This window comes from Roseimicrobium sp. ORNL1 (assembly GCF_011044495.1).
In the GTDB taxonomy this organism is placed as follows: Bacteria; Verrucomicrobiota; Verrucomicrobiia; order Verrucomicrobiales; family Verrucomicrobiaceae; genus Roseimicrobium.
In genome coordinates, this window is sequence record NZ_CP049143.1 from 3,986,182 (window position 1) to 4,007,581 (window position 21,400).

The following is a 21,400-nucleotide window of genomic DNA, read 5'->3' on the forward strand; positions in this document are numbered from 1 at the left end:
CCATGAAGCCCCTCCTCGAAACGCTGCAATCCGGCACTGAGTACCTTGCCAAGCGCGGCGTGGAGGAGGCCCGGCTGAACATGGAACATCTGCTGGCACACGTCCTCGGGTGCCGGCGGCTGGATCTGTACCTGCGCTTCGATCAACAGCTGAACGAGTCTGAGCTGCAGCCGCTTCGTGAACTCACGAAGCGGCGCGGCGAGGGCGAGCCGCTCCAGCACCTGCTGGGCACCGTGGAGTTTCACGGCAGCGAGTTCGTGTGCGACCACCGGGCTCTCATCCCCCGCCCCGAGACAGAGCACTTCGTGCATCTGCTCACGGAGCATCATCATTCCAAGGACCACCCCGCAAGTGTGCTGGATGTGGGCACCGGCAGTGGCTGCATCGGCCTCTCACTGGCGAAGGCGTGGCCGGGTGCCGCGGTGACGCTGGTGGACCTCTCAGAGGACGCCCTTGAACTCGCCCGGCTGAATGTCGAGCGTGCCGGTCTCTCCGCCCATGCCGTGAAGCTGGTGCGCAGTGACCTCTTTGAAAAACTCTCCGGCGCCACCTTCGACCTCATCGTGGCGAACCTTCCCTACATTCCCGCGGGTGAGCTGGCAGAGCTGAGCCGCGAGGTGCGCCGCGACCCCACACTGGCCCTGGATGGCGGTCCCTCCGGGCTGGACATCATCTTCCGCCTCCTCGCCGAGGCACCCCAGCACCTGAGCCCCGGCGGTCTGATCGCCCTCGAGCTGCACCACGACCAGGCACTTCGTGTGAGCGAGCGCTTGCAAAGTCTCGGTTTCACGGACATTCAGACACACCGCGACCTTCCCGGCATCGATCGTTTTGTTTTTGCCCGGCATCCCGGCACGCCTCCCGCAGCGATAGAAGAATCCTGACACCGAACCATCCCCCCGGAACCCATCCCATGCAAAAGCTCATCGTCCAAGGAGGCACCCGTCTGCGCGGCAAGGTAACCATCAGCGGCTCGAAAAACTCCTCGCTGCCCATTCTCGCGGCCACGCTGCTGACCAAGGACGAATGCATCATCCGCCAGGTGCCGGATCTCAGCGATACGAACTACATGCTGCAGATCCTGCGCGAGCTCGGCGCCGAAGTGGAGCGAGCCAGCGGCACCATGCACATCAAGGCGGAGAAGATCATCTCCGACACGCCCTACGATCTCGTGCGTAAAATGCGCGCCTCGATCTGCGTGATGGGCCCTCTCACCGGACGCCTGCGCAAGGCCGTGGTCTCCATGCCCGGCGGCTGCGTCATCGGTGACCGTCCGGTGGACCTCCACCTCAAGGGTCTCGAATACCTCGGAGCCAAGGTGCAGATGGATGGCGGCAACATTCACATTGAAGCCACCGAGCCTCTCAAGGGCACGACCATGAATCTCTCGGGCAAGTTCGGCTCCACCGTGCTGGGTACCGACAATGTGCTCATGGCGGCCGTGCTCACGAAGGGCACGACCATCATCGAAGGCGCTGCTGCCGAGCCTGAAGTGGAAGACCTCGCGAATTTCCTCATCAAGATGGGCGCGAAGATCGAAGGCGCTGGCACCACACGCATCGTGGTGGAAGGCGTGGAAGAGCTTCACGGCGCCGAGCACACCGTCATTCCGGATCGTATTGAAGCTGGCACCTTCCTGGTCGCTGGCGCGATTTGCGGTGATGGCGTCATGGTCCGCCGCGTGAATCCTGCCCACCTCAAGACCACCACGGACGTTCTGCTGGGTTGCGGCTACGACGTGGCCATTGCCGATGACACGGTGACCGTGATGCCCGGCAACGGCGACCTCAAGGGCTTCCACTTCACCACCCGCCCCTACCCCGGGTTCCCCACGGACATGCAGGCGCAGTTCTGTGCGTTGGCTTGCACTCTTCAAGGTCAGCTGAGCACCGCGCGTGAGACCATCTTCCCCCAGCGCTTCATGCACGTGCCTGAGCTCAAGCGCATGGGAGCCAGCATCGAAATGGAAGGCGACACCGCCCGCATCACCGGGGTTCCCCAACTGAGCGGTGCACCCGTGATGGCCAGTGACCTGCGCGCCTCCGCTGCCTTGGTGCTCGCCGCCTTGAATGCCAAGGGCACCACCGAAGTGCACCGCCTCTACCACATCGACCGCGGCTACGAGCACCTCGATGAGAAGCTCGCCACGCTTGGCGCGGTGCTGCAGCGGGCGAAGGAGTAGGCGGTATTTCGCCAGTCTGCTGGCTCAGTCCAAGTTGACTCAATTCCGATCAGAGGGGCCGAAAAATTTCTTCGGCCCCTTTGCCTTTGGCAGGCAGGACCTCTATGCCTGCCTTCTCCTTCTGCGGAAGGTCACCAGCACGAAGCCGAGGCCAAGCAGAATCATCCGTGAAGGTTCGGGCACGACCGCAACCGCGATGTAGAGGCCAGTGTTGTCGGTGATGACGTTCCACTTGAGACCGCTGTTGTTCAAGGTCGGCAGGTCCAGTGTGCTGAAGCCGGCGTAGGAGGTGCTGGGTGAAGGAACGGCACCGGCAAATCCGGCCCAATCGATCAACTTCCACATGTCATCGACGTTCCACGTCGTAGCACTGGTGCCGGTGGTATCCACGACTCGGAGAGTGCCCGTGAGCGTGATGGTATCCGCGGCATTGGCGCTGGTGAGCGTCAGCAGGTCATTGTTCGCGACCGGGTTCGAGTTATCCTGACGATTGAAGATATCGAACTGCAAGGTACCGCTGCTGATGAGCGAGCCGCCAACGTTCACGTTCAAGCGTGAGCCGTCGCCGATGGAGAGGGTGCCGGTCGAAGTCACCGTGACACTGCCCGAGCCGAGAGCGGCGGAGTTGTTGGCCACCACGGTGCCGGCGCTCACGGTCGTTCCGCCAGTGTAGGCGTTGGCAGCTCCGAGCCGCAACGTTCCGGCGCCCAGCTTGTTCAGCCCACCCGTGTTCGTGGAAGCGAGCGCGGTGGCGTAGGTGACCGTCTGGCCATTCGTATCCACCCGCATGGCAGCAGAGCTGTTCGCGATGCGAGCGGAGTAGTCGGCAGTGTTGTTCGCGGTGTACTGCAGGATACCACCCGTGCTGGCGAATTTGATCTCACCCACCGTGCCCAGCGCACCCGCGCTGTTCACCTGCAGGGTGCCTGCGTTGATGCTGGTGCCGCCGCTGTAGTCGTTGTTGCCCTCAAGCACGGTCACGCCTGTTCCCGTCTGTTCCACTTTGCCCGTGCCAGTGATCTGGTTGGTCACCGTGTAGGTGTTGTTCCTGTTGAACCGGACAATGGCATTGCTGTCGCTGATGTTCACCGTGCCGCTGCCCAGATTACCGGTGGTCGAGTTCGTGCCAACCTGCAGGACACCACCGGTCACGTTTGTGCCACCTGTGTAGCTATTGAGACCTTCCAGGATGAGGAGGAGCAGACCGCTCTTCGTGAGTCCAGCGCCGCCGTTCAGCTCACCCAGATTCATCAGGGTACCCTGCTGGGCATTGAAGGTCATCTGGTTCGTCGCTGTGCCGATGTCATCTCCGGTCATGTCCAGCACCGCGGTGCTGCCATTCAAGGTCACCGTGGCACTGGCGTTTGCCACACTAGTGCGGACGATGTCGCCATTCACCGTCACCGTACCACCGGTGATGTTCACGAAACCATTGGCTGAACCGGTTCCGGAGCCGCCAGTGGCCGTATATTCCCCCATCCGGATGGCGACGCCACCCGTTTGCCCGATGTTCACCGTGCCGCCCGTGATATTGATCGTCGCATTCATGGTCGGCGCCGGTTCCCCAGCGGTGGTGTAGGAACCCGAGGCGCGCCCCAGAGCCAGGATGCCGTCCTGAATATTCACGGTGCCACCCCCAAGATTCATGGTGCTGGTTGTGGTACGGGTGAGGGGCGGGGTGCCATTGGCGGAGTTCGCCGTCCGCGTGGACATGGTCAGGCTCGTCATATCCAGTATGCCCTGATCGAAGGAGAAGACGTTGTCGTAGGAAATCCCGCGATTCTGCGTGCCGATGTTCACCGCACCCAGCAGCAGATCCGCGTTGTGTCCGGTCACGTCGAAGAAGTTCGTAGCGGCAAGCCCTGTCGTAGCACTGCCTGTGCCCATGTTGAAGGCGGCTCTGCCAGTGCCTGCGGTGTTGCGGATGACAACACTCCCGGCTCCGGATCCGACAAATACGATCTTGCCACTATCGCGGGAACCCGTGCCCAGGTTGATCGTGCTCGCATTGATGACGTTTGTTCCGTTTCCAAGGATAAGCGCTTGCTGCCCACCGGTCGCGCTCCCGCCCACCGTGACCGAAGCCGCGGTGATATTGTTTGCCGTATTGCTCAGCGTCAGCGTTGAGATATTGGCAGGCACGTTGTCCCCCGCGAGCTGAACGGTGAGCGCACCTGTGAGATTCGCGGTAAACGAACTGAGAGCCGAGAGATTCCAGTTGGCCCTACTGGCCTGGCCGCCCGTGGTATGGTTGCCCAGCGTGATGGTGGCGCCATTCACCACCAACGCGCCGCCACCGGCCATGGTCAGGTTGGTGACACCGTTGTTGGTGGAGTTCGAGATCAACACGTTGCCATTGACCGTGAGGGTCTCTCCCGAGGAGACGGTGATGTTGCTGATACCAGCGGTGTTGGCAGCGGTGGCGTTCAGCCCACCGACGGTCTGGCTGAAGGCTCCCATGTTCAACGTGGCCACGGTGGTGCCGCTGCCCACGGTAAGAGCCGTGCCGGTAGGCAGGGCATTGTCCACCCCCAACGTGACCGTGCCGGCCTGGATGACCGTAGCTCCACCATAGGTGCTGTTGTTGGTCAGGGTCAAGATGCCGGTGCCCGCCTTGGTGAGCGAGAACGTGCTGGCTCCGTCATCAATGACGCCACCGACCGTCAGGTTGTTTGCCGAAGCGGTCACGGTTACGTTGTTGCCGAGAGTCACGGCTCCAGTTCCCATATTCATGGAATTGGTACCGGTGAAGGTGAAGCTTCCATTCCACTGCATCAGATAGTTGGCCAGGTTGAGGACACCGCCACTGGTGTTGTTGATGGTGCCGCCGTTGATGGTGAAGAGGCCGGTGCCGAGCGCCGTGCTGGAGGCCATGTTCAGCGTGCCTGCATTCAGAACCATGCCGCCGCTCCACGTATTGGCGCCTGAGAGCGTGAGCGCTCCGGCTCCGGCTTTGGTGAGCGTGAAGTCACTAGCACCGTCCCCGATGACCCCACCGACCGTCAGCGTGTTTGCAATCGAATTCACGATGAGGGAGGCTCCCATGGTCACTGTACCAGTGCCAAGGTTGAGATCTCGCGTGCCGGTGAAGGTGAAGTCGCCTTCCCACAGCATGGTGTTGTTCGTCGACAACATGACCCCTCCCGCGGAGGTGTTGTTGATTGTGGTTCCCGTGCCAATGGTGAAGGAGCCCGTGCCGAGCGCGGTGGCGCTGTTGATGTTCAGCGTGCCCCCCATGAGATCGATACCGCCGGTGCCGCTGTTGTTTCCGCTCAAGGTCAAAGCACCGCCACCCGACTTCGTCACGCGTCCGGTAAAGGTGGTATTGCCCGTGACGGCGAGCGAAGAGATTCCGGTACCATCCACACTCCAGGTCTGCGTCACCGCGGCAATCAGCGGCGCGGAGATCACAATGGCTCCTCCATTGGCCGCGACAAAGATGCCGTTGGCGGCCGTGGCCGGCGAAATGGTGAGGGTGCCGCCACTTCCCTGCGCAATCGTCACATCCGTCACTCCCGTGGGAAAGCTGATGAACTGCAGGCTGTCGATGGTCCTGCTACCATCCAGCGTGGTGGAGATGCTGGTGGAGGGAGCATTCTCTGCACTGAAGATCACCGTATCCGAAGCTCCAGGCGTGGTCGGAGAAAGAGCATCTCCAGCGGCATCCGTGGACCAGTTGGTGGTGCCTCCGATATTCGAGGACCAGGAACCGTCGAAGTTAAAGCCGTTCCAATACTTGCGGTTCAGAAGGGAGGCAATCAACTGCACCGTGGTGTCAGTCCTGTTGATGGAATAGTTGAAACCGGCAGGTGCATTCCCCAGCACAAAGTTCGCAGCGTTCAGGCCTCCTCCACCTCCAAGAATGGAGATCAGATTGTAGGTACCCGCGCTCATGGTACCCAGGTTGTAGAGATTCAACGTGATGATACCGTTGACCATCGCTGTGCCTCCTGCCGCGACGATGATGGCATCATAGTTACCTGCGGAGGGAGCGCCGAGCTCGAAGCCCAGTGTGGCTCCACCGCTCAAGGTCAGGGCGCCAGGTGTGCCCGCTTGTAGTGTCAGGGTCTGCGCCGCATTGTTCACGAGTTCGAATGTACCCACGCCGCTCACCGTGATGGATGAGGTGCCGTTCGTGCCAAAGCCCGCACGCAACGTGCCCGCCACCACGTTGGTCGCGCCGCCCGCGCCGAGATTGTTTGTGCCAGCGAGTACCAAGGTACCGGTGCCGGTCTTGACCAAGTCTCCACCTGCGCTGCCTGTGACATTGCCTGCGACAGTGAGCACGCCCGTGGCGTTGCTGACATCGAACGTGGCACCGGATGCGCCGACGTTCACGGACTGCGCGGCAGTGAGGGCTGTCGTTCCCGCCCCCGTGTAGTTCAGCGTGCCACCATTGAAGTTGAGCGTGTTGGTCGCGGAGCCGTTACCAAGGTTTGCCGCGGTGGAAAAGGCCAATACACCGCCGTTGAGATTGACGGATCCGCTGAAGGTGTTGGCTCCGCTCAGGGTCACCGTTCCACTGGTACTCTTGTTCAGATTACCTGTGCCGCCGAGAATGGCGCTGACCGTGCCGCTTTCGAAATTATAGCTGGAGCCCGTGAGCACGCCGGTGGTACCGGTGATGCCGCCGCTCTGCAACGTCACAACACCGACGGTGTCATTGAACGTGGCGACATTGAACGTGCCTCCATTCACCGTGACTGCTCCCACATCCGCCAGACTGTCAGCCACGCCAAGGGCGAGAGTCCCCGCCGTCACGGTGGTGCCACCGGTGTAGGTGTTGACTCCGCCCAACGTCAGCGTGCCCGTGCCAATCTTCGTGAGGCCTCCCGACGCATTGGCAATCAAGCCCGCCGCAGAAACGGACGCCCCGATGCCGCCCCCACCGACCAAGGTCACCGTAGGTGTTGAGGTATAGTTCACACCCGGATTGGTCAGAACGACCGCCGTGACCTGGCCGAAGGTGGGGCTGGAAGGATTGAGATCCACCACGGCGTAGCCGGTAGCGCCTGTCCCTCCGCCACCCGTGATTTCCACGTAGGGAGCTCCCACATATCCACTGCCTCCGCTGCCAACCGAGAGGCCAGACACGCCGTTGCCCGTGGGCGCCAGCAATGCCTCGGCGAACGTGATATCAAAGCCATTGGTATCCACCACGGCACCGCCGTTGAAGGTGCCGAAAGCCGCATTGACGTAGGCGGCAGTCACGGATGTCGGCAGGAAAGTCGTGGAGGAAGCGGAGGCCTTGAGCGTGCCACCGTTGAAATTGATGTAAGACGTCGCGCCGTTCGCACTGGTCACGGGGTGCGTGATGAGTGTCCCAGCATTGAGGTTGAGGCTGGCAGTGATGGTGTTGGCACCTCCCTGTCCAAAGGAAATGTTCCGGCCCGTGTTGTCCACGGTACCGCCGGCCACCGTCATCGCGCCAAACGTGTTCGTGCCGGTGTAGCCCAGCGCGATGTTCTGTGATGCCGCATTGTGGATCACGTTGCCTCCTGTCACCGTAAACTCCCAGCGGTTGTTGCGGAGGATGATGTATTCGTCCGAGTTCAGGGAACCGCCGTCCACCCGAATCACGGAAACGGAGCTGGTGCCCGTGCTGTTGTTTTCCACCCGGTGAGTGGTCACCGAGCCTCCATTGGAAATGAAGAGTCCGCCGTACCCGCCGCCGCCGAGGAGCACTCCGCTGCTGATGGTGGAGGTAGTCGATGCCACCGTCCCGCCATTGACGACGATACTCCCCGCCCCCGTGGCGTTGCCACCCGCCGTAAGCGTGGTGGAGCTATAGCTGCCTCCCGGCGCCACGTAGAGCAGCCCCTTGGTGCTGGCATTGCTTCCCACCGTGGTGGCTCCCACACCATTGTCAAAAATGCCAGTGATGGCCAGCACGCCTGCGTTCACAGTCACGGCCCCAGTCATGCTGGAAGAACTTCCCGACAGCGTAAGTACGCCATTGCCTGTTTTTGTAAGGGCAAGCGTGCCGGTGGAGCCATTCCGCAAGATCCCGCTGAAGAGGGTGCTGGTGTTGTTGGCACCCGTCGTAAGCGTGATGTTGGCCGTGCCGTTGTTCTCCACAATACCCGCGCCCGCGAGTGAACCGATGGCATTGCTCAGGCCATTCAAGCGCAGGATGCCGCTCGCACCCACCGTGTAGGCGGACGCCACGCTAAACCGATTGGCGGACCCCGATGCCTGCAGCACTCCTCCGGTGATGGTGGTGCTGCCCGTGTAGGTGCCTGCTCCCGAAACGGTCAGGATCCCCAGCCCCGTTTTCTCGAGATTCCCCGAACCCGAAAGGGCGCCGCTGATCGTCAGTGAAGAACCATTGGCCCCCGTGCCAGCCACGCTCCACGTTTGATTCGCCCCTAGAATGAGAGCCGCAGAGATGGTGATCGCGCCGGCGTTGTCCGCTACCTCAATGCCGACTCCAGAGGAGGAAGGTGCGATGGTGAGGGTACTCGATGATGGAGTCCCCGCCGCGATGGTCACTGAGGTCACACCCGCCGGACTCGCGATGAACCGGAGGTTATTGATGGTGAAGTTCGCATCCAGCGTGGTCGCGATGGTGGGACCAGTCACATTCTGCGCGCTGAAGATCACTGTGCTGGCAGCGCCCGGAGTGCCGTTGGCATTGATGGTGCCTGCGAGATCCGTGGTGAAGTTGGTATTCACACCGCTGATCCCCATCCAGCTGTTGTTGATGCCGCCCCTCCAATAGAAGTCACCCGTTGAAGCCACTGCGTTGAGTCTCACGAAGGTCGGATCGACCTGGAGGCTGAGAGTCACGCCGTTGAGCGTTCCTGCCAGTGTGCCAATCGAATAGGCGGCATTGTTGAGTCCACCGGAAGCCGTGAGGAGATTGTAGGTGCCGGCGCCGAACCCGGTGAGCCCTGTCAGATTAAACACAACGCTGTTGGCCGTGATGGCGGCCAGGGCGGTGTTGAAGCTGTCATAGGCACTCGTGGATCCCAGTTCCATGCCCAGCGTGGCGATGCCGCTTCCCCCACCCAGATTCAGGGGACCCGAGCCGAGGTTCACGGCCTGTCCCACGGTATTGACCGTGTTCAGCGTTCCTCCGCCGGCAACGATCACGCCGGTGGTGGACAATCCGGAAGCAGCTGCCCCGGTGATACTCAGGACACCGGCGTTCACCGTAGTGGTGCCCGTGTAGCCAATGTTTGCCCCGGAGAGCGTCAGCCCCGAGGTGATGCTGTCCTGGGTGATGTGCGTCACATTGGTGCCAATGTCCGCGCTGATGAGGGTAGCCACCGTGGCGAAGCCATTGTTGGTAATCGAACCGGTGTGGTTCACCGCCGCCGTCGTCATCTGGATGACTCCGGTGGTGCCCATGTTGCCGATGACCACATTACCAGTGCCCGTGATCCCGCCCGTAAGCGTGAAGTTCCCGGTGGTGCCCAGCTTGCCGATGATCAGATTGTTATTGAGGATGATGCCTCCGGTCAAAGTGGGAGCACCCGTGGTGGCGCCTCCAAGAATCGAAAGCGGACCCGTACTGCCTGCCGCCACCGTGATGGTCTGGGCATACGTTTGTGTATTCTGGATGTTGAGTGTGGCTGCCTCAGAGCCGGAGGTGTCACCCAGCGTGATGGCATTGGTGGCGCCACCCAGAGCACCCGCCGAGTTTCCAGTAATCAACGAACCTGCCTTAATCGTGATACCACCGGTGTAGGTGCTGTTGCCCGTGACGGTCAGCGCACCACGACCGGTCTTCACGAGTGCAATGTTGTTTTCATTCGCTCCCGCACCGCCGAATACTCCCGCGTAGGTGCTGGCGCCGGCCTGGTTCACCGTCAGCGTGGAGACGGAAGCATTGCCGCCCACAACGGCATTGGCGGTTCCGCTGCCGGAGCTCGAGAATTCCGAAACCGTCTGATCCGAGATGGAGGTAGCGCTGCCCAACTGAAGTACCCCGGACGTGGTGCCGCTCCCGATAACTAGGGCCGCACCGGTATTGAGGCGATTGTTCCCACCTTCCAGGATGAGGCGCCCGTTCGCCACGGTAGTGGTGCCCGAGTAGGTGGTTGCTTGTTGCAGGGTCAGTGAGCCGGCGCCTGCCTTGGTGAATGCGCCCGGGCCACCCCCGCCGAGAGCAGTGGTAAGAACAAAACTGCCTGCATTGGTTTCAAGGATGCCTCCACCTTGCAGCAGAGTTAGCGTGCGGCCACTCAGGTCGTCAGCGAAGACAGTTCCAAGACGCAGGGTGCCACCGGCAAATACGATCGAGCCACTGTTGCCGCCAATGTTGTCCAGATCACCAATCTCCAGCACACCTTCGTTGATGGTGGTCTTCCTCGCTCCGCCACCCGCGGTGTTTATTCCAGAGAGGATCAAGGTACCGCGACCCGCCTTGGTGATGTCCGCCGTGGAAGTCAGCTTGGAGGAGATGGTAGCGGTCAGAACCGGAGTTGCCGCAGCAGCGGAGGGATTCACCACGTGGATCACATACTCATTGGTGCTTCCAACGGCGATGCCTCCGTCAAACCCGCCCAGTCCAATGCCGTGCACGCCCGTGGCGGTGGAGTTCAACGTGAACAGCAGCGCACCGCTGGTAAGGGTGAGGGTCTGGCCAGCACCGGTCCCATTCAGAGTAATCGTGGACGCGGCGCTCGCATTGTTATTGTGCAGCACGAGGCTGTTGATGGTTCCACCAGCTACCGGAGTGGGATCCGCAGTCAGGCTTTCACGGATGTTATCCGTATCGCCCTGCTTAGTGGCAAATGCATTGTACTCCGTGGTGAAGTCAAGCGGACGGAAGCCGGTGCCTGCCGTGTAAGTCACGAGGGAGTTACCCATGGCGGTAGGCGTGGTATTATCAACTGTCCCGTTCTGCCCAATGGCCCATGGCACGATGCTGATCTGCTTCGTGCCAGCGGCACCGCCTCCTCCCACAAGGTTGGCTGCCATGAAGGCGGTTTCATTGGCGCCGGTGCCAATGCGGAGCTGGGCTCGAGCATTCGTAGTACCACCAAGGTTGGTGCCACGAGCGTTCAGGGTGGCATTGTTGTTGCGCACAAAATCACTGGCAATCAAGTGAGTGACGGAACTGGTACTCCCCGTGGCATTCCCCGAGAAGTAGCTGGCTCCGGAATTGAACGTGAGCACCCCGATGGTCTCATTCTCACCGTTGTTATTGTTGGTGCGAATCATCAGACCGCGCACGATCGCTTCCCCACTGAAGGTGCCGTCCGCCGAGTTCAACGTGACAGCCACGGAGTCAGAGAGGCGATCGTTGGGAGAACTATCGTCATCGTTATCAATCAGGAAACTGCCTCCCTTGTTGACGGTGAAAGATGTCGCCTGGTTCATTCTTCCCACCGCGCCAGCAATCTGGAACAGGCCGCCATTCACAATCACGGAGCCTGTAAAACCGACGTTGTTATTCGTGAAGGCTTGATTCCCCGTGTTGGCAGAGCTGTCCTTGATGATTTGACCGCTCCCAACCAGGAGACCACCGTAGCTGGCGCCACCTTTGAGATACAGATTATTCGAACCAAAGTCCACCAGACCAAACATGAGTCCCGTGGTGGCAGTGCCACCCCCGAGGCCGCCGAAAGTTTCGTTGCCTTGAATCAAGAACGTGCTGGCGCGCTCGTCCGCGAGTGTCACCACGGAGTTGTCCCCAATGGCAAAGCCGCCCGAAGCAATCAGGGTACCTCCCTGGATGTCCGTGGGACCGCTGTAGATGTTGTAACCACTCAATGTCAGGGTGCCATCCCCCACTTTGGTCACGCCGGATCCACCGATGATCGCAGAAGAAACGGTGAGACTCTGCGCAGCGTTGTCCATGGTGAAAATCATTTCCCCCGCCACGGAGCTCAAGGTGCCGCCGGAAATCGAATGCGGCGAAGCAGTGGAGACGTTCTCAGTCATCAGCAAGCCGCCACTGGCAATGTGAAGATAACCGCCGGGGTTAATGTTGAGGTTCATCGCCGCGTTGGCATCCATCCGAAGGCTGCCAATGCCGGTGAATTGACGTGTGCCGGACACACTCCCTACATTGGTGATATGCTGTCCGGCTGCCCACAGCGCCATGCTGTCCTGTGCGGTCGTAGTCACCGCAATGATGCGATTGGTGACATCTTCCTTGGCGGCGAAGTTCACCTGGCCGGACGCATCCCGCACCGTAGCCCAGCCACCGAGAATGCCATTGGTATTCGTCGTGGTGGTGGTGATGCCGCCCAGAAGAGGCAGCTCAAAGCGAATCGTGCCGTCGTTGGCCAGGCTTCCTCGCGTGATGGCGCCCAGGTTCACCGTGGTGGCGGTGCCATTACTATTCACGTCCATCTTGTTCGCACCGCCGCCGCCCAAGGTGAAGGAAGATACTGTCATCGTTGTCGGGGCGGACGCATTGCCATTGACCGTGAGAGTGCCGCCGCGCATATCCAGACCGCGACTGTCCGGGATCTTCTTGGTATTATTCACCGTGTAGTCGAGGATCAGATTGCCCGCATCAATACGTGTCGCCGCAGCGGTCAAACCGGTCAGTCCGCTGTTGTCTCCGGAGAGGGTGACGTCTCCCAATCCTTGCTTGTAGATCACGGCGCTCCCCGCCAGGTTCGCTGTGATCTCACCGCGATATACGCGGATACCCTGGGTATAGTCCGTCGTTCCGTTGTTGATCGTGAGGGTGCCACTGCCGAGAACTCGTCCTTCGAATCCTGTCGCAATGGCCCCGAGCTCAAGCCGGCCCGTGGTCATGCTGAACGTGTTTGTATTCAGGGTGCCGATACCGGTGGTGGTACTGTCCGCGATGATGAAGCCTTCCGTTCCATTCGCGTTGTTCACGCCACTTACGTCATTGGCATTCAGGTTCACCACGGCTCCCCCACGAATGTAGAGGAAGCTGCTGGTCCCTGCCGGATCGAATGGCGCCCACACCCCTGTGCTATTAAGGTTGACCACGGTGGTCGCTCCCGTGATGACGATGTCATCCCCAGGTGCCAGGGCCACATTCTCCGCAGTTACGGTCCCTCCGTTGATCAAGAGGTCGTCCACGGGTTGAATCGCTCCTCCCGTGAACATCCATGCGCCCGAGTTGACCACCAGGTCCCCGCCGGATCCAGATTGGGTGAATCCGCCGGACAGCACATTTTGTCCAGTGCTTGTGCCTGCCAGATTGAGGACGCTGTTGGCGGTCGCTGTGACGAGGCTGACGGGTCCTGAGAGAATCAGCTTCGCCCCTCCTGTCCCGTTCGCATTGATCGTTCTGCTGGCCGTCATCGCGATGGCGCCCCCCAGTTCCAGCGAGTTGTTCCCAGAAAAGGTCAGGGTGCCATTCAAATTGATGGCATTCATGACCGCGTTTGCGCCGGTCAGATTCGTGGAAGCGCTCAGGGTGGCGGAAACCATGGTCAGGGCGCCGGTGCCGATGGCGTCCTTGTGACCGAAGCGCAGACCACCACCGCTCAGCGTGGTGCCTCCGGTGTAGCTGCTCGCGGCATCGATCTGCAGGGTGCCAGCGGTGCCGGTCCAGACGGAGAGATCGTTGATGGTCAGACTGCGTGGTCCGCCGACTCCGCTTTCGCTGATGCCTGTGCCGGTGATCACGGCCACGGAGGTGGCCGCATCGCGCACCTCAATCCGGCCATTATTCGCGAGAACCACACCACCACTGAAGATGGGGGTACTGTTCGTCCCATCCGCAAGGAACAGCCGGATTTCACCCGTGCTACCCGCGCTGCCCAGAGTCAGCGTGCCGCTGTTGTTCACGCTGAAGACATCCGTGCCGGAGGTGCGGTCCGTATGCCACTCCAGGATGGCGGCGCCTGCGGCACTGGCGACGGTGATGTTCTTGGCGATGTTGTAGGTGACTCCGCCTGCGCCGGTGTAGGATATCTTGCCCAATTCCGCGTTGATGGCGCCAGTTCCGAGAGCGTTCGCATTGCTGGCAATGATCGTGCCGCGCAGGAGGTTGAGCGCGCCGCTCCATCCGCTGTTGTTCCCGCTGATGGTCAGGGTCCCGGTAATCTGGTTGCCGCTGCCTACTGTGTTGATGCTGTCCACCGTGATGTTGCCGGTGCCGCTCACCAGGCCGGTGAGGTTGATGGATCTGGCGGTGGTAGTCAATACGGCGGAATTCAAGTCCCTCATGTTGATGAAGGAGTTTGCAGCCACACTGATGGCCCCGCTGTAGGTCTGGGTATTCGCCCCGGCAGACAATGCGCCGCCACCGAGAGTGATGCTGTTGATGGTGGTGCTGGAAGCGCCATTGAAGAAGAAGGCGCCTCCGTTCACGGCGACACTGGCCACGTTGTTGTTCGCCACGGTGCCAAGTGCTCCCACGTTACTGATCTCAAGCGAGCCGCCTGTCACAGTGAAGACGGTGGTGAGGCCGGTGTTGAAGGACACATCCGCCACACCGGACAACAGCACCCGTCCAGCACCAGCCTTCGTCACATTGGCACTTCCCTGGAGAGCTCCGGAGATGGTCAGCAGTGAGGCGGGATCGACGACGGTCCACGTCTGTGCGGCGCCGAGTGCGAGAGGAGCGGCAATGGTGACGGAGGGTGGCGCGCCTGCCGAGAGCGTGATGCCCGTGGAGGAGTTGAGCGGAGCAATCTCCAGCCGGTTCGTGGCAGAGGCACCGGGACTGATGGTGACCGAAGTGGGCGTGTTCGCCGGGGTAGTGCTGGCTTCGAAGGTGAGCGACTGGATTCTGAAATTCTGCTCCAGCGTGGTGGTGATGGCGCCTGTCGGGGCAGTGTCCGCCACAAAGACCACGTCGGAACCCGTCGTGGGGATGCTGGTGGCAGCGGCAGAGCCAGGTTTGTTCGTGGACCAGTTCGCCACATCGTTCCAGTTGTCAGCCGCTCCGTTTGCGGACCAATACAGGCTTCCAGTGATGAGCGAGCCGGTGGTGATGGAGATGGCGGTGTCCGTGGCGTTCAGCGTGATGGTGCTGAAACCGGTGGGTGTAGCACCCAGCTGCCAGCCGCTGACACCCAGCACTCCGAGGGTGAGACCACCGCTGGCAGAGGATATCAGGGTGTACGTGGTATTGGCACGCAGACCAGTGTCCGTGAGGTTGAGCAGGATCGTGTTGTCCGCGAACAACGAGAGGCCCAAGCCTTGGAGCGCCAGGCGGTCGGTGTTGAGATTGTCGCCTGCGGCAAGTTTGTCCCCCACATTGAGATTCAAGGTGGCGGTGACGGTGCCTGATTCGCCCAAGGAAAGCGAAGTGAGGTTGGTGAGCTTGGTTCCGGTACCGTCCAGGAGGCTCAGGGTGGAGCCACCACCAACCGTGACGCTGGTGATGACCGAAGTGTTGGCAATGGCTCGGGTGACGGAGAGCACGCTGTTGGCATTGGTGACACTGAGGCCTGTGGTGCCATTCAGCGCCGCGCCAATATTCATGGTGCCACCCGTGACGGAAGTGGTGCCCTGGTAGGTCAGGTTCACCGCTGGTCCAATGGTCGCGACACCTGTTCCTGTCTTGACGACGGACAGTGCGCCGGAGCCGGAGTCCGTGATGGTATTCACGCCCGTGCCTGCGGTGCCGATGTTCACCGCAGCATTGTTTCCGCCGAAGACGAGGGCGGAGGTGGTGCTGGAGGTGTTGTCGATGATGGAGTTTCCAGCGCCATTCATCGTCAGACCATTGATGGTCTCCAGGCTGCCGTTCATGTCGAGCGTCGCGGTCACGCCTGCGGCCGGATTGAAGACCACATTCCCCTTCCCTGTCCCGTCGGGAATCACTTCATGGATGTCGGAGCTGTCGAGGATGACCTTGCCACTAAGGATGTTTGTGGCGCCGGTGTACGTATTGGCCCCGCGGAGGGTGAGTGTTCCAGTACCCGCATACGAGATGCCGAAATTGGTCATCGTCGTGCTGATGATGCCATTGATGATGGTGTCGCCCGTGCCATCAAACGTGACGCCCGTGCTGGTGGTTCCGGCGGTGGCGGAGTAGTTGCCGTTGATCTGCAGCACTTTTCCGGAGACGATGTTGTTGCGAATGATGCGGCCGGAGCTCGTCGTCGAAGGGTCGATCCAAGCACCGTTCAGGAACAGGCTGTATTCGCCGAAAAAGGTGGCGATGGTGCCGCTGGTGGCGGATTGGGTGACGGTATTCGTGAGCGTACGATCCGCTCCGTAGGCGAAGACGGCGCCGTTGCTGATGGTCAGCGTCCCGGTTCCCAGCGCATTGTTATGTCCGATGCCGATCGCTCCGGCAGTGACGCTTGTTCCGGCGGTGTACTGATTGTCTCCGGTGAGGATCCAGGTGCCCGGTGCATCATGCGTGATAGCCAGCGTTCCCCCAGTAGGATCATTGGTGAGCTGGCTGGTGATCATGTTCTCGAAGTTGTTCGAGCCGCGCAGGAAGAGTGTCTTGGCGCCGGTGATGCTCGCATCATTTTTGAGATTGGTCAGGATGAGGGCTCCGGTGCCGTCGGCGAGGATTTGCGTGTTACCCGTGGTGGTATTGATCTGGATATAGCGGTCGCTGACTTCTCCAGCCCCCGTGTACACGAGGACTCCCGCGCCGGTGCCCCCATTGCCGAGGGAGAGGACGTTTGCGATAAGGTTCGCTCCGGTCGTGCTGCCCACGCTGCTGGTGCCACCAATCACGCTGCTGTTCCCGAGCGACTGAACCAGCAGAGTCCCCGCCGTGACCAATGTGGGTCCGGTGTAGGTGTTTGCCCCCACCAGCTGCAGAAGGCCGGCGCCCGCCTTGCTGATGCCACCACTTCCTGAGATCACCCCTGACATGGTGGCGAAATCCGTGAAGGTGGACGTGTTGTCGTTCACCGTAATCGTGCGCGTGGAGCCACCGAGGTCGATGGCGTTGCGAAACTCCACTTCACCCAGCGCGGTCGCGGAGCTCAGAATCAGGCTCTGCACCCCGCCCGTGCCCACAAAGCCGCCGGTGCCCCAGGTCAACGCCGTGGGAGAGGCCAGGCCACCCAGCGCGACCACCAGCTTGCCATCGGTGGCAGAGAAACCACCGCCGCCCGTAGTGCCATTCCATGACACCGTATTTGCCCCAGCCGAGGCGACTTGGACGACATTGCGCGTGAATGTACCGGTGCTCTGGAAGATGCCCGAGGTGGTGGTCGCCCCCAGGAGAAGTCCGCTACCATTTGAAAGGCTGGTCCCGTCCACGGCCTGCAGAATGCCGTCCGTGATGGTGGTGGTGCCAGTGTACGTGTTGTTGCTATTCCCAAGAATCCACGTGCCGGCGCCATTCTTTACCAGGCTGGTCTTGAGCGAGGCGTTGTCGGTGATCTGGGGGTTGAACTGGTTCTCCCCGGTGGACGCGCCGGCCAGGATGATGGTCTGGGCCACGGTCGCGTTCGCACCGAAGCGGATGGCGCCGGTATTGCTAAACACGAGTGCGGCGTTGATCGCGGAGGCATTCGCGATTTGCACGCCACTGCTCGCCGCAGAACCATTCAAGGTGAACAGGCGGTCCGTGGAGATGGTGGCAGCGCCGGTGTAGTTGAGTCCACCCGTCGTTCCATCGAAGACGAGGCTGGCGGCGTTGGTCGCTTCACTGGTGTTGTTCCCGCTGCCGATGCTGCTCGCGGCACCGATGTTTGACAGGGTATTGACGGAGACGAGCCCGGTAGAGCCAATGGTGGTCACCCCCGTGTACGTGCTCGGGCCGTTCCACGTCATGGCGCCGGTACCGATCTTCGTCACACTCAGGGCGCCACCACCCGAGCCATCCGTGATGACACCGGTGAATGTACCCGTACCAGTATTATTCCCGAGGGTCAGGGTCGCTGCGGTAGAAGAAGTGCCGTTCGTGATGGTGCCGGCGCCATTGAGTGAGCGAATGGCTGTTCCTGTGCTGACGCCATTCAAATCGAGCACAGCTCCCTGGCGCACGGCGAGGTCCGTGGTGGTGGAGGAACCGCTCAACCGGGCGGAGACTCCGGAGAGACGCACGGTGCCTTCATTGATGGTCGTAGCGCCCACTTGAAGGTTGTTTCCGGTGAGCACCAGCGTGCCCGCGCCGTTCTTCGTGAAGCCACCCGTGGTGCCAGACAGCATGGGAGTATTCAGCGTCAGCACGTCGCTCGCGCCATCCACGCGGAACACCAGCGTGCCCGCACCACCCGTGGTAAGTCCACCGCCGGTGATCGAGGCGGTATTCCCACCGGTGACAAGGATGCCGCCGTCATTCGCCGCGCCACCCGTGTTCACCGTGAGGTTGCCCGTCAAGGTAAGAGTGTTCGTCGTCATCTTCAGCGACGTGATGGAAATGGCCGTCTGAGCGGTGATATTTCCCGTGATGAGATTGTGACTGGCTGCGGTCAAGGTGGCCGCTCCCGCTGCTGCGTTCACAAAGCCTGCATCCGTGCCATACACGGGCGCGACGAGCACACCGCCATTCGACCGGGCGAAGTCGGCGCCATTGATATAGAAGTGGCCATTCCCCGCGAGCGTCGTGGCCGTGGAGGTGGCCACGCCGGTGAGCGTGATCGTGCCGCCACCGCCAGCGGTGATGACGAAGTTCAAGCCACCCGCCTTTCCGGGAGCAACGAGGGAAGTGAAAATCAAGTTCGCCGCGGCGCCACCGCCACCAGACACCAGCCGTATCGTGCCCATGCCCGCGGTCGTGGTGAGATCACTCAGCGTCTCCGTGGTCGCCACCCCGTTCATCCCCATGAACTCCAGCACACCACCCGCACTCTGCGTGGTGGCATTGGCATTGAAGGTGATGTCGTTGGTTCCTGTTTCCTTGATGATATCCGATGCCGCCGCGCTTGCCTTGAGCTTGAGGATGCCGTTGGTAATGGTGGTGGCACCGGTGTAGGTATTGTTGCCTGCGAGCACCCAGGTGCCCGCATCAGCCTTGGTCACGCTCACCAGACCGCCGGCCGCGTTGTTCTGGATGACGCTGTTGATCGTGTTGTCCGCGGTATTGGAGCCACCGAGCGTGAGCACCTTCGCGTCGCCTACCGCTCCCGCCGCGGTGAAGGTCCCATTGAAGACCAACCCGGGGCTCGTTCCCGTCTGGTTTGCGAGAATGATGCCACCGCCCGAGGTTCCAGCCAGGTTGATGGCCTTGCTGGTTGTCACGTCGGCGAGCACCAGGTTGTTTCCGATGATGTTGAGCGTGCCCGCCGTGGTGGTCGCACCGAGATTGATCACTGCCGTGTTGTTGGTGATAGCGCGGAAGTCACTGATGGCGATGGTGCCATTTCCACTCACGCTCGTAGCGCCGGTGTAGGTGGACCCTGTGCCCGTGAGCGTAAGCGTGCCAGTGCCCGTCTTGATGATCCCGTGAGCCTGGGCGTTGGTGGCCAGGATATTTCCGGTGATGAGGGTGTTCCCGTTGCCCGCGATGGTGAAGCTGCGTGCGGTGTCCGTCTCGCCGTAGTTCCAGAAGTTGCCATTGATGCTCAGCAGGCCGCTGAGGTTGTTCGTGAAGGTCGTGGGGCCGTCCGCGGTGCTGGTCAACAGGGCGGAGGTGAAGCTGATACCGTAGCCGCTGCGTCCGTTGAAGGTGATGTCCTCATTATCCAGGAACGAAAGTGCTCCAAACGTGAACGTGCCATTCACACCAGAGCCGCCGACACCCCGTCCGACGAAGATGGTGGTGCTATTGGTCAGGTTCACATTCTTACCCATGGCGATGGTGCCGCCGTCAGCCCGCAGTTCCAGCACGCCGCCATTCAAGTCGATGGTGGCATTCGTGGTCGTACCCGTATTCGTGCCCAGCGCTGAACCCGATGAAAGGCGGAGCGAGCCTGCAGTCAGGCGTATGGTGCCGGAGAAGCCCGTGGACGACGAGGGTTCAAGAATGAGCGTACCACTTCCTGCCTTCTGAATGCTGCCGGTACCGCTGAGTGCGCCGGTGATGCGATAGTTGCCCATGCTGTTGGCCGAGCCAAACGTGGTGTACTGGGATACCGCAGTGCCGCCGATGGCGACATCTCCAAGCGTCAGCATGCCCGCCACGGAAGTAAGCCCGGTATTGGTCGTGCCCACATTCGGAATCGCGGTGAGCGAACCCGTGATGGTGTTGTTGCCATTGCTGATAAGGGCATTGCCATTGATGGCTGCAGCTCCCGCCCCGCCACCGCCGCCGCCACCACTGATGGAGACATTGCGACTAAGCGTGAAGCCCGTGTTGTATCCCGAGCCTGCAAGGTACAGGCCACCGAGATTGTTCCCCACGGCCACCGTGACCGTGGATGAATCCGAACCGAGAGCATTGCTGCTTCCCACTACGAGGGTGCCGTTGTTGATGGTGGTGATGCCAGCGTAGGTATTCGGCCCGTTGAGATACACCGCGCCCGCGCCGGTCTTGGTCAGGCCCGCGGTGCCCTGAAGTTCGGTGTTTATCCGAGTGGAGGTGCCCGCATAAGAATAGAGGGTGGGCGTGGTGCCCGCGAGCGTGAGAGGCGCGCCGTTGAACACATACCCGCCGGATTGGAACGTGAGACGATTGACGATGATGCCAGGCGCCACCGTGACCGTGCCCGGTGTTCCAGCGAAGACGGCATGGTCCACATTGGTATTCGGCCAGTTCACCAGCGAGCCCAGGTTCCACCAGTTCGGAGTGGAAGTGTTCCACGTACCCGTGCCACCAATGTTGGTGCCATCGACGTTGTTGAGCGTCGTTGACCCATCCGTATCCCAATACAAGGTGACTGCCCCTGCCGGCACAGTTGAAGCAATCTGCCAGAACGCCACTAGAAGCGTCATGAACCAGCCCAAGGGCCTGCGGAAACGGCGTAGGTGCTTCATTCTTCGGGAGGGGTTATGCTGGGGTTGGCAGCAAAGGGAAATCCGTTTTGTGTACGCAATAACCAAAACGCAGCATGGCCGCAGCCACTTCTGACAGCGGAAAAATGGGAGCCCACGACTGCTTGGTGTAAATACTAAGCAATGTCTTTGGCGACAGCTAGATTAATTTTCGAACCCCTCTTAAGCTAAGAAACTCCTTTAGAAAACTATAGAGCGATGCACGCAAAATGCCCGCTTATCGGCTCAACAAAAACGCGTAATGACGTCATTTTTGGCTCATCGTAAGCTCTATAGGCACCACGAAGAGTTCGATTGCAGGCTTATGCACTCACATTCTGGGAGTTGGTGCCTGCACACACCTCTGCCATTCTCGGCTGACACCTGTATTTCCTGGCAAGGCGCGACGTACGAACGATGCAAATTGCCATGATCAGGCCCGCCCGAACACAGCGAAGCGCATGTCCGAAGATGCCCTCGCAGTATCGATCTGGG

General features: G+C 60.9%; 3 protein-coding genes. 2 read left to right on the forward strand and 1 reads right to left on the reverse strand.

Annotation, left to right across the window (positions count from 1 at the left end):
• Positions 1 to 2 precede the first annotated feature (2 nt).
• Positions 3 to 884 carry a peptide chain release factor N(5)-glutamine methyltransferase gene (gene prmC / locus G5S37_RS16235; protein ID WP_165205511.1) on the forward strand — a complete coding sequence of 294 codons (882 nt, stop codon included), beginning with the start codon at positions 3 to 5 and terminating at the stop codon, positions 882 to 884.
• A gap of 29 nt (positions 885 to 913) precedes the next feature.
• Positions 914 to 2,182 carry a UDP-N-acetylglucosamine 1-carboxyvinyltransferase gene (gene murA, locus G5S37_RS16240; protein ID WP_165205512.1) on the forward strand — a complete coding sequence of 423 codons (1,269 nt, stop codon included), beginning with the start codon at positions 914 to 916 and terminating at the stop codon, positions 2,180 to 2,182.
• A gap of 102 nt (positions 2,183 to 2,284) precedes the next feature.
• Here murA and G5S37_RS16245 read toward each other — a convergent pair whose 3' ends face one another.
• Entirely contained in the window at positions 2,285 to 20,908 is an 18,624-nt protein-coding gene (locus tag G5S37_RS16245) for an autotransporter-associated beta strand repeat-containing protein (protein WP_165205513.1), read from the reverse strand.
• Positions 20,909 to 21,400: the final 492 nt, after the last annotated feature.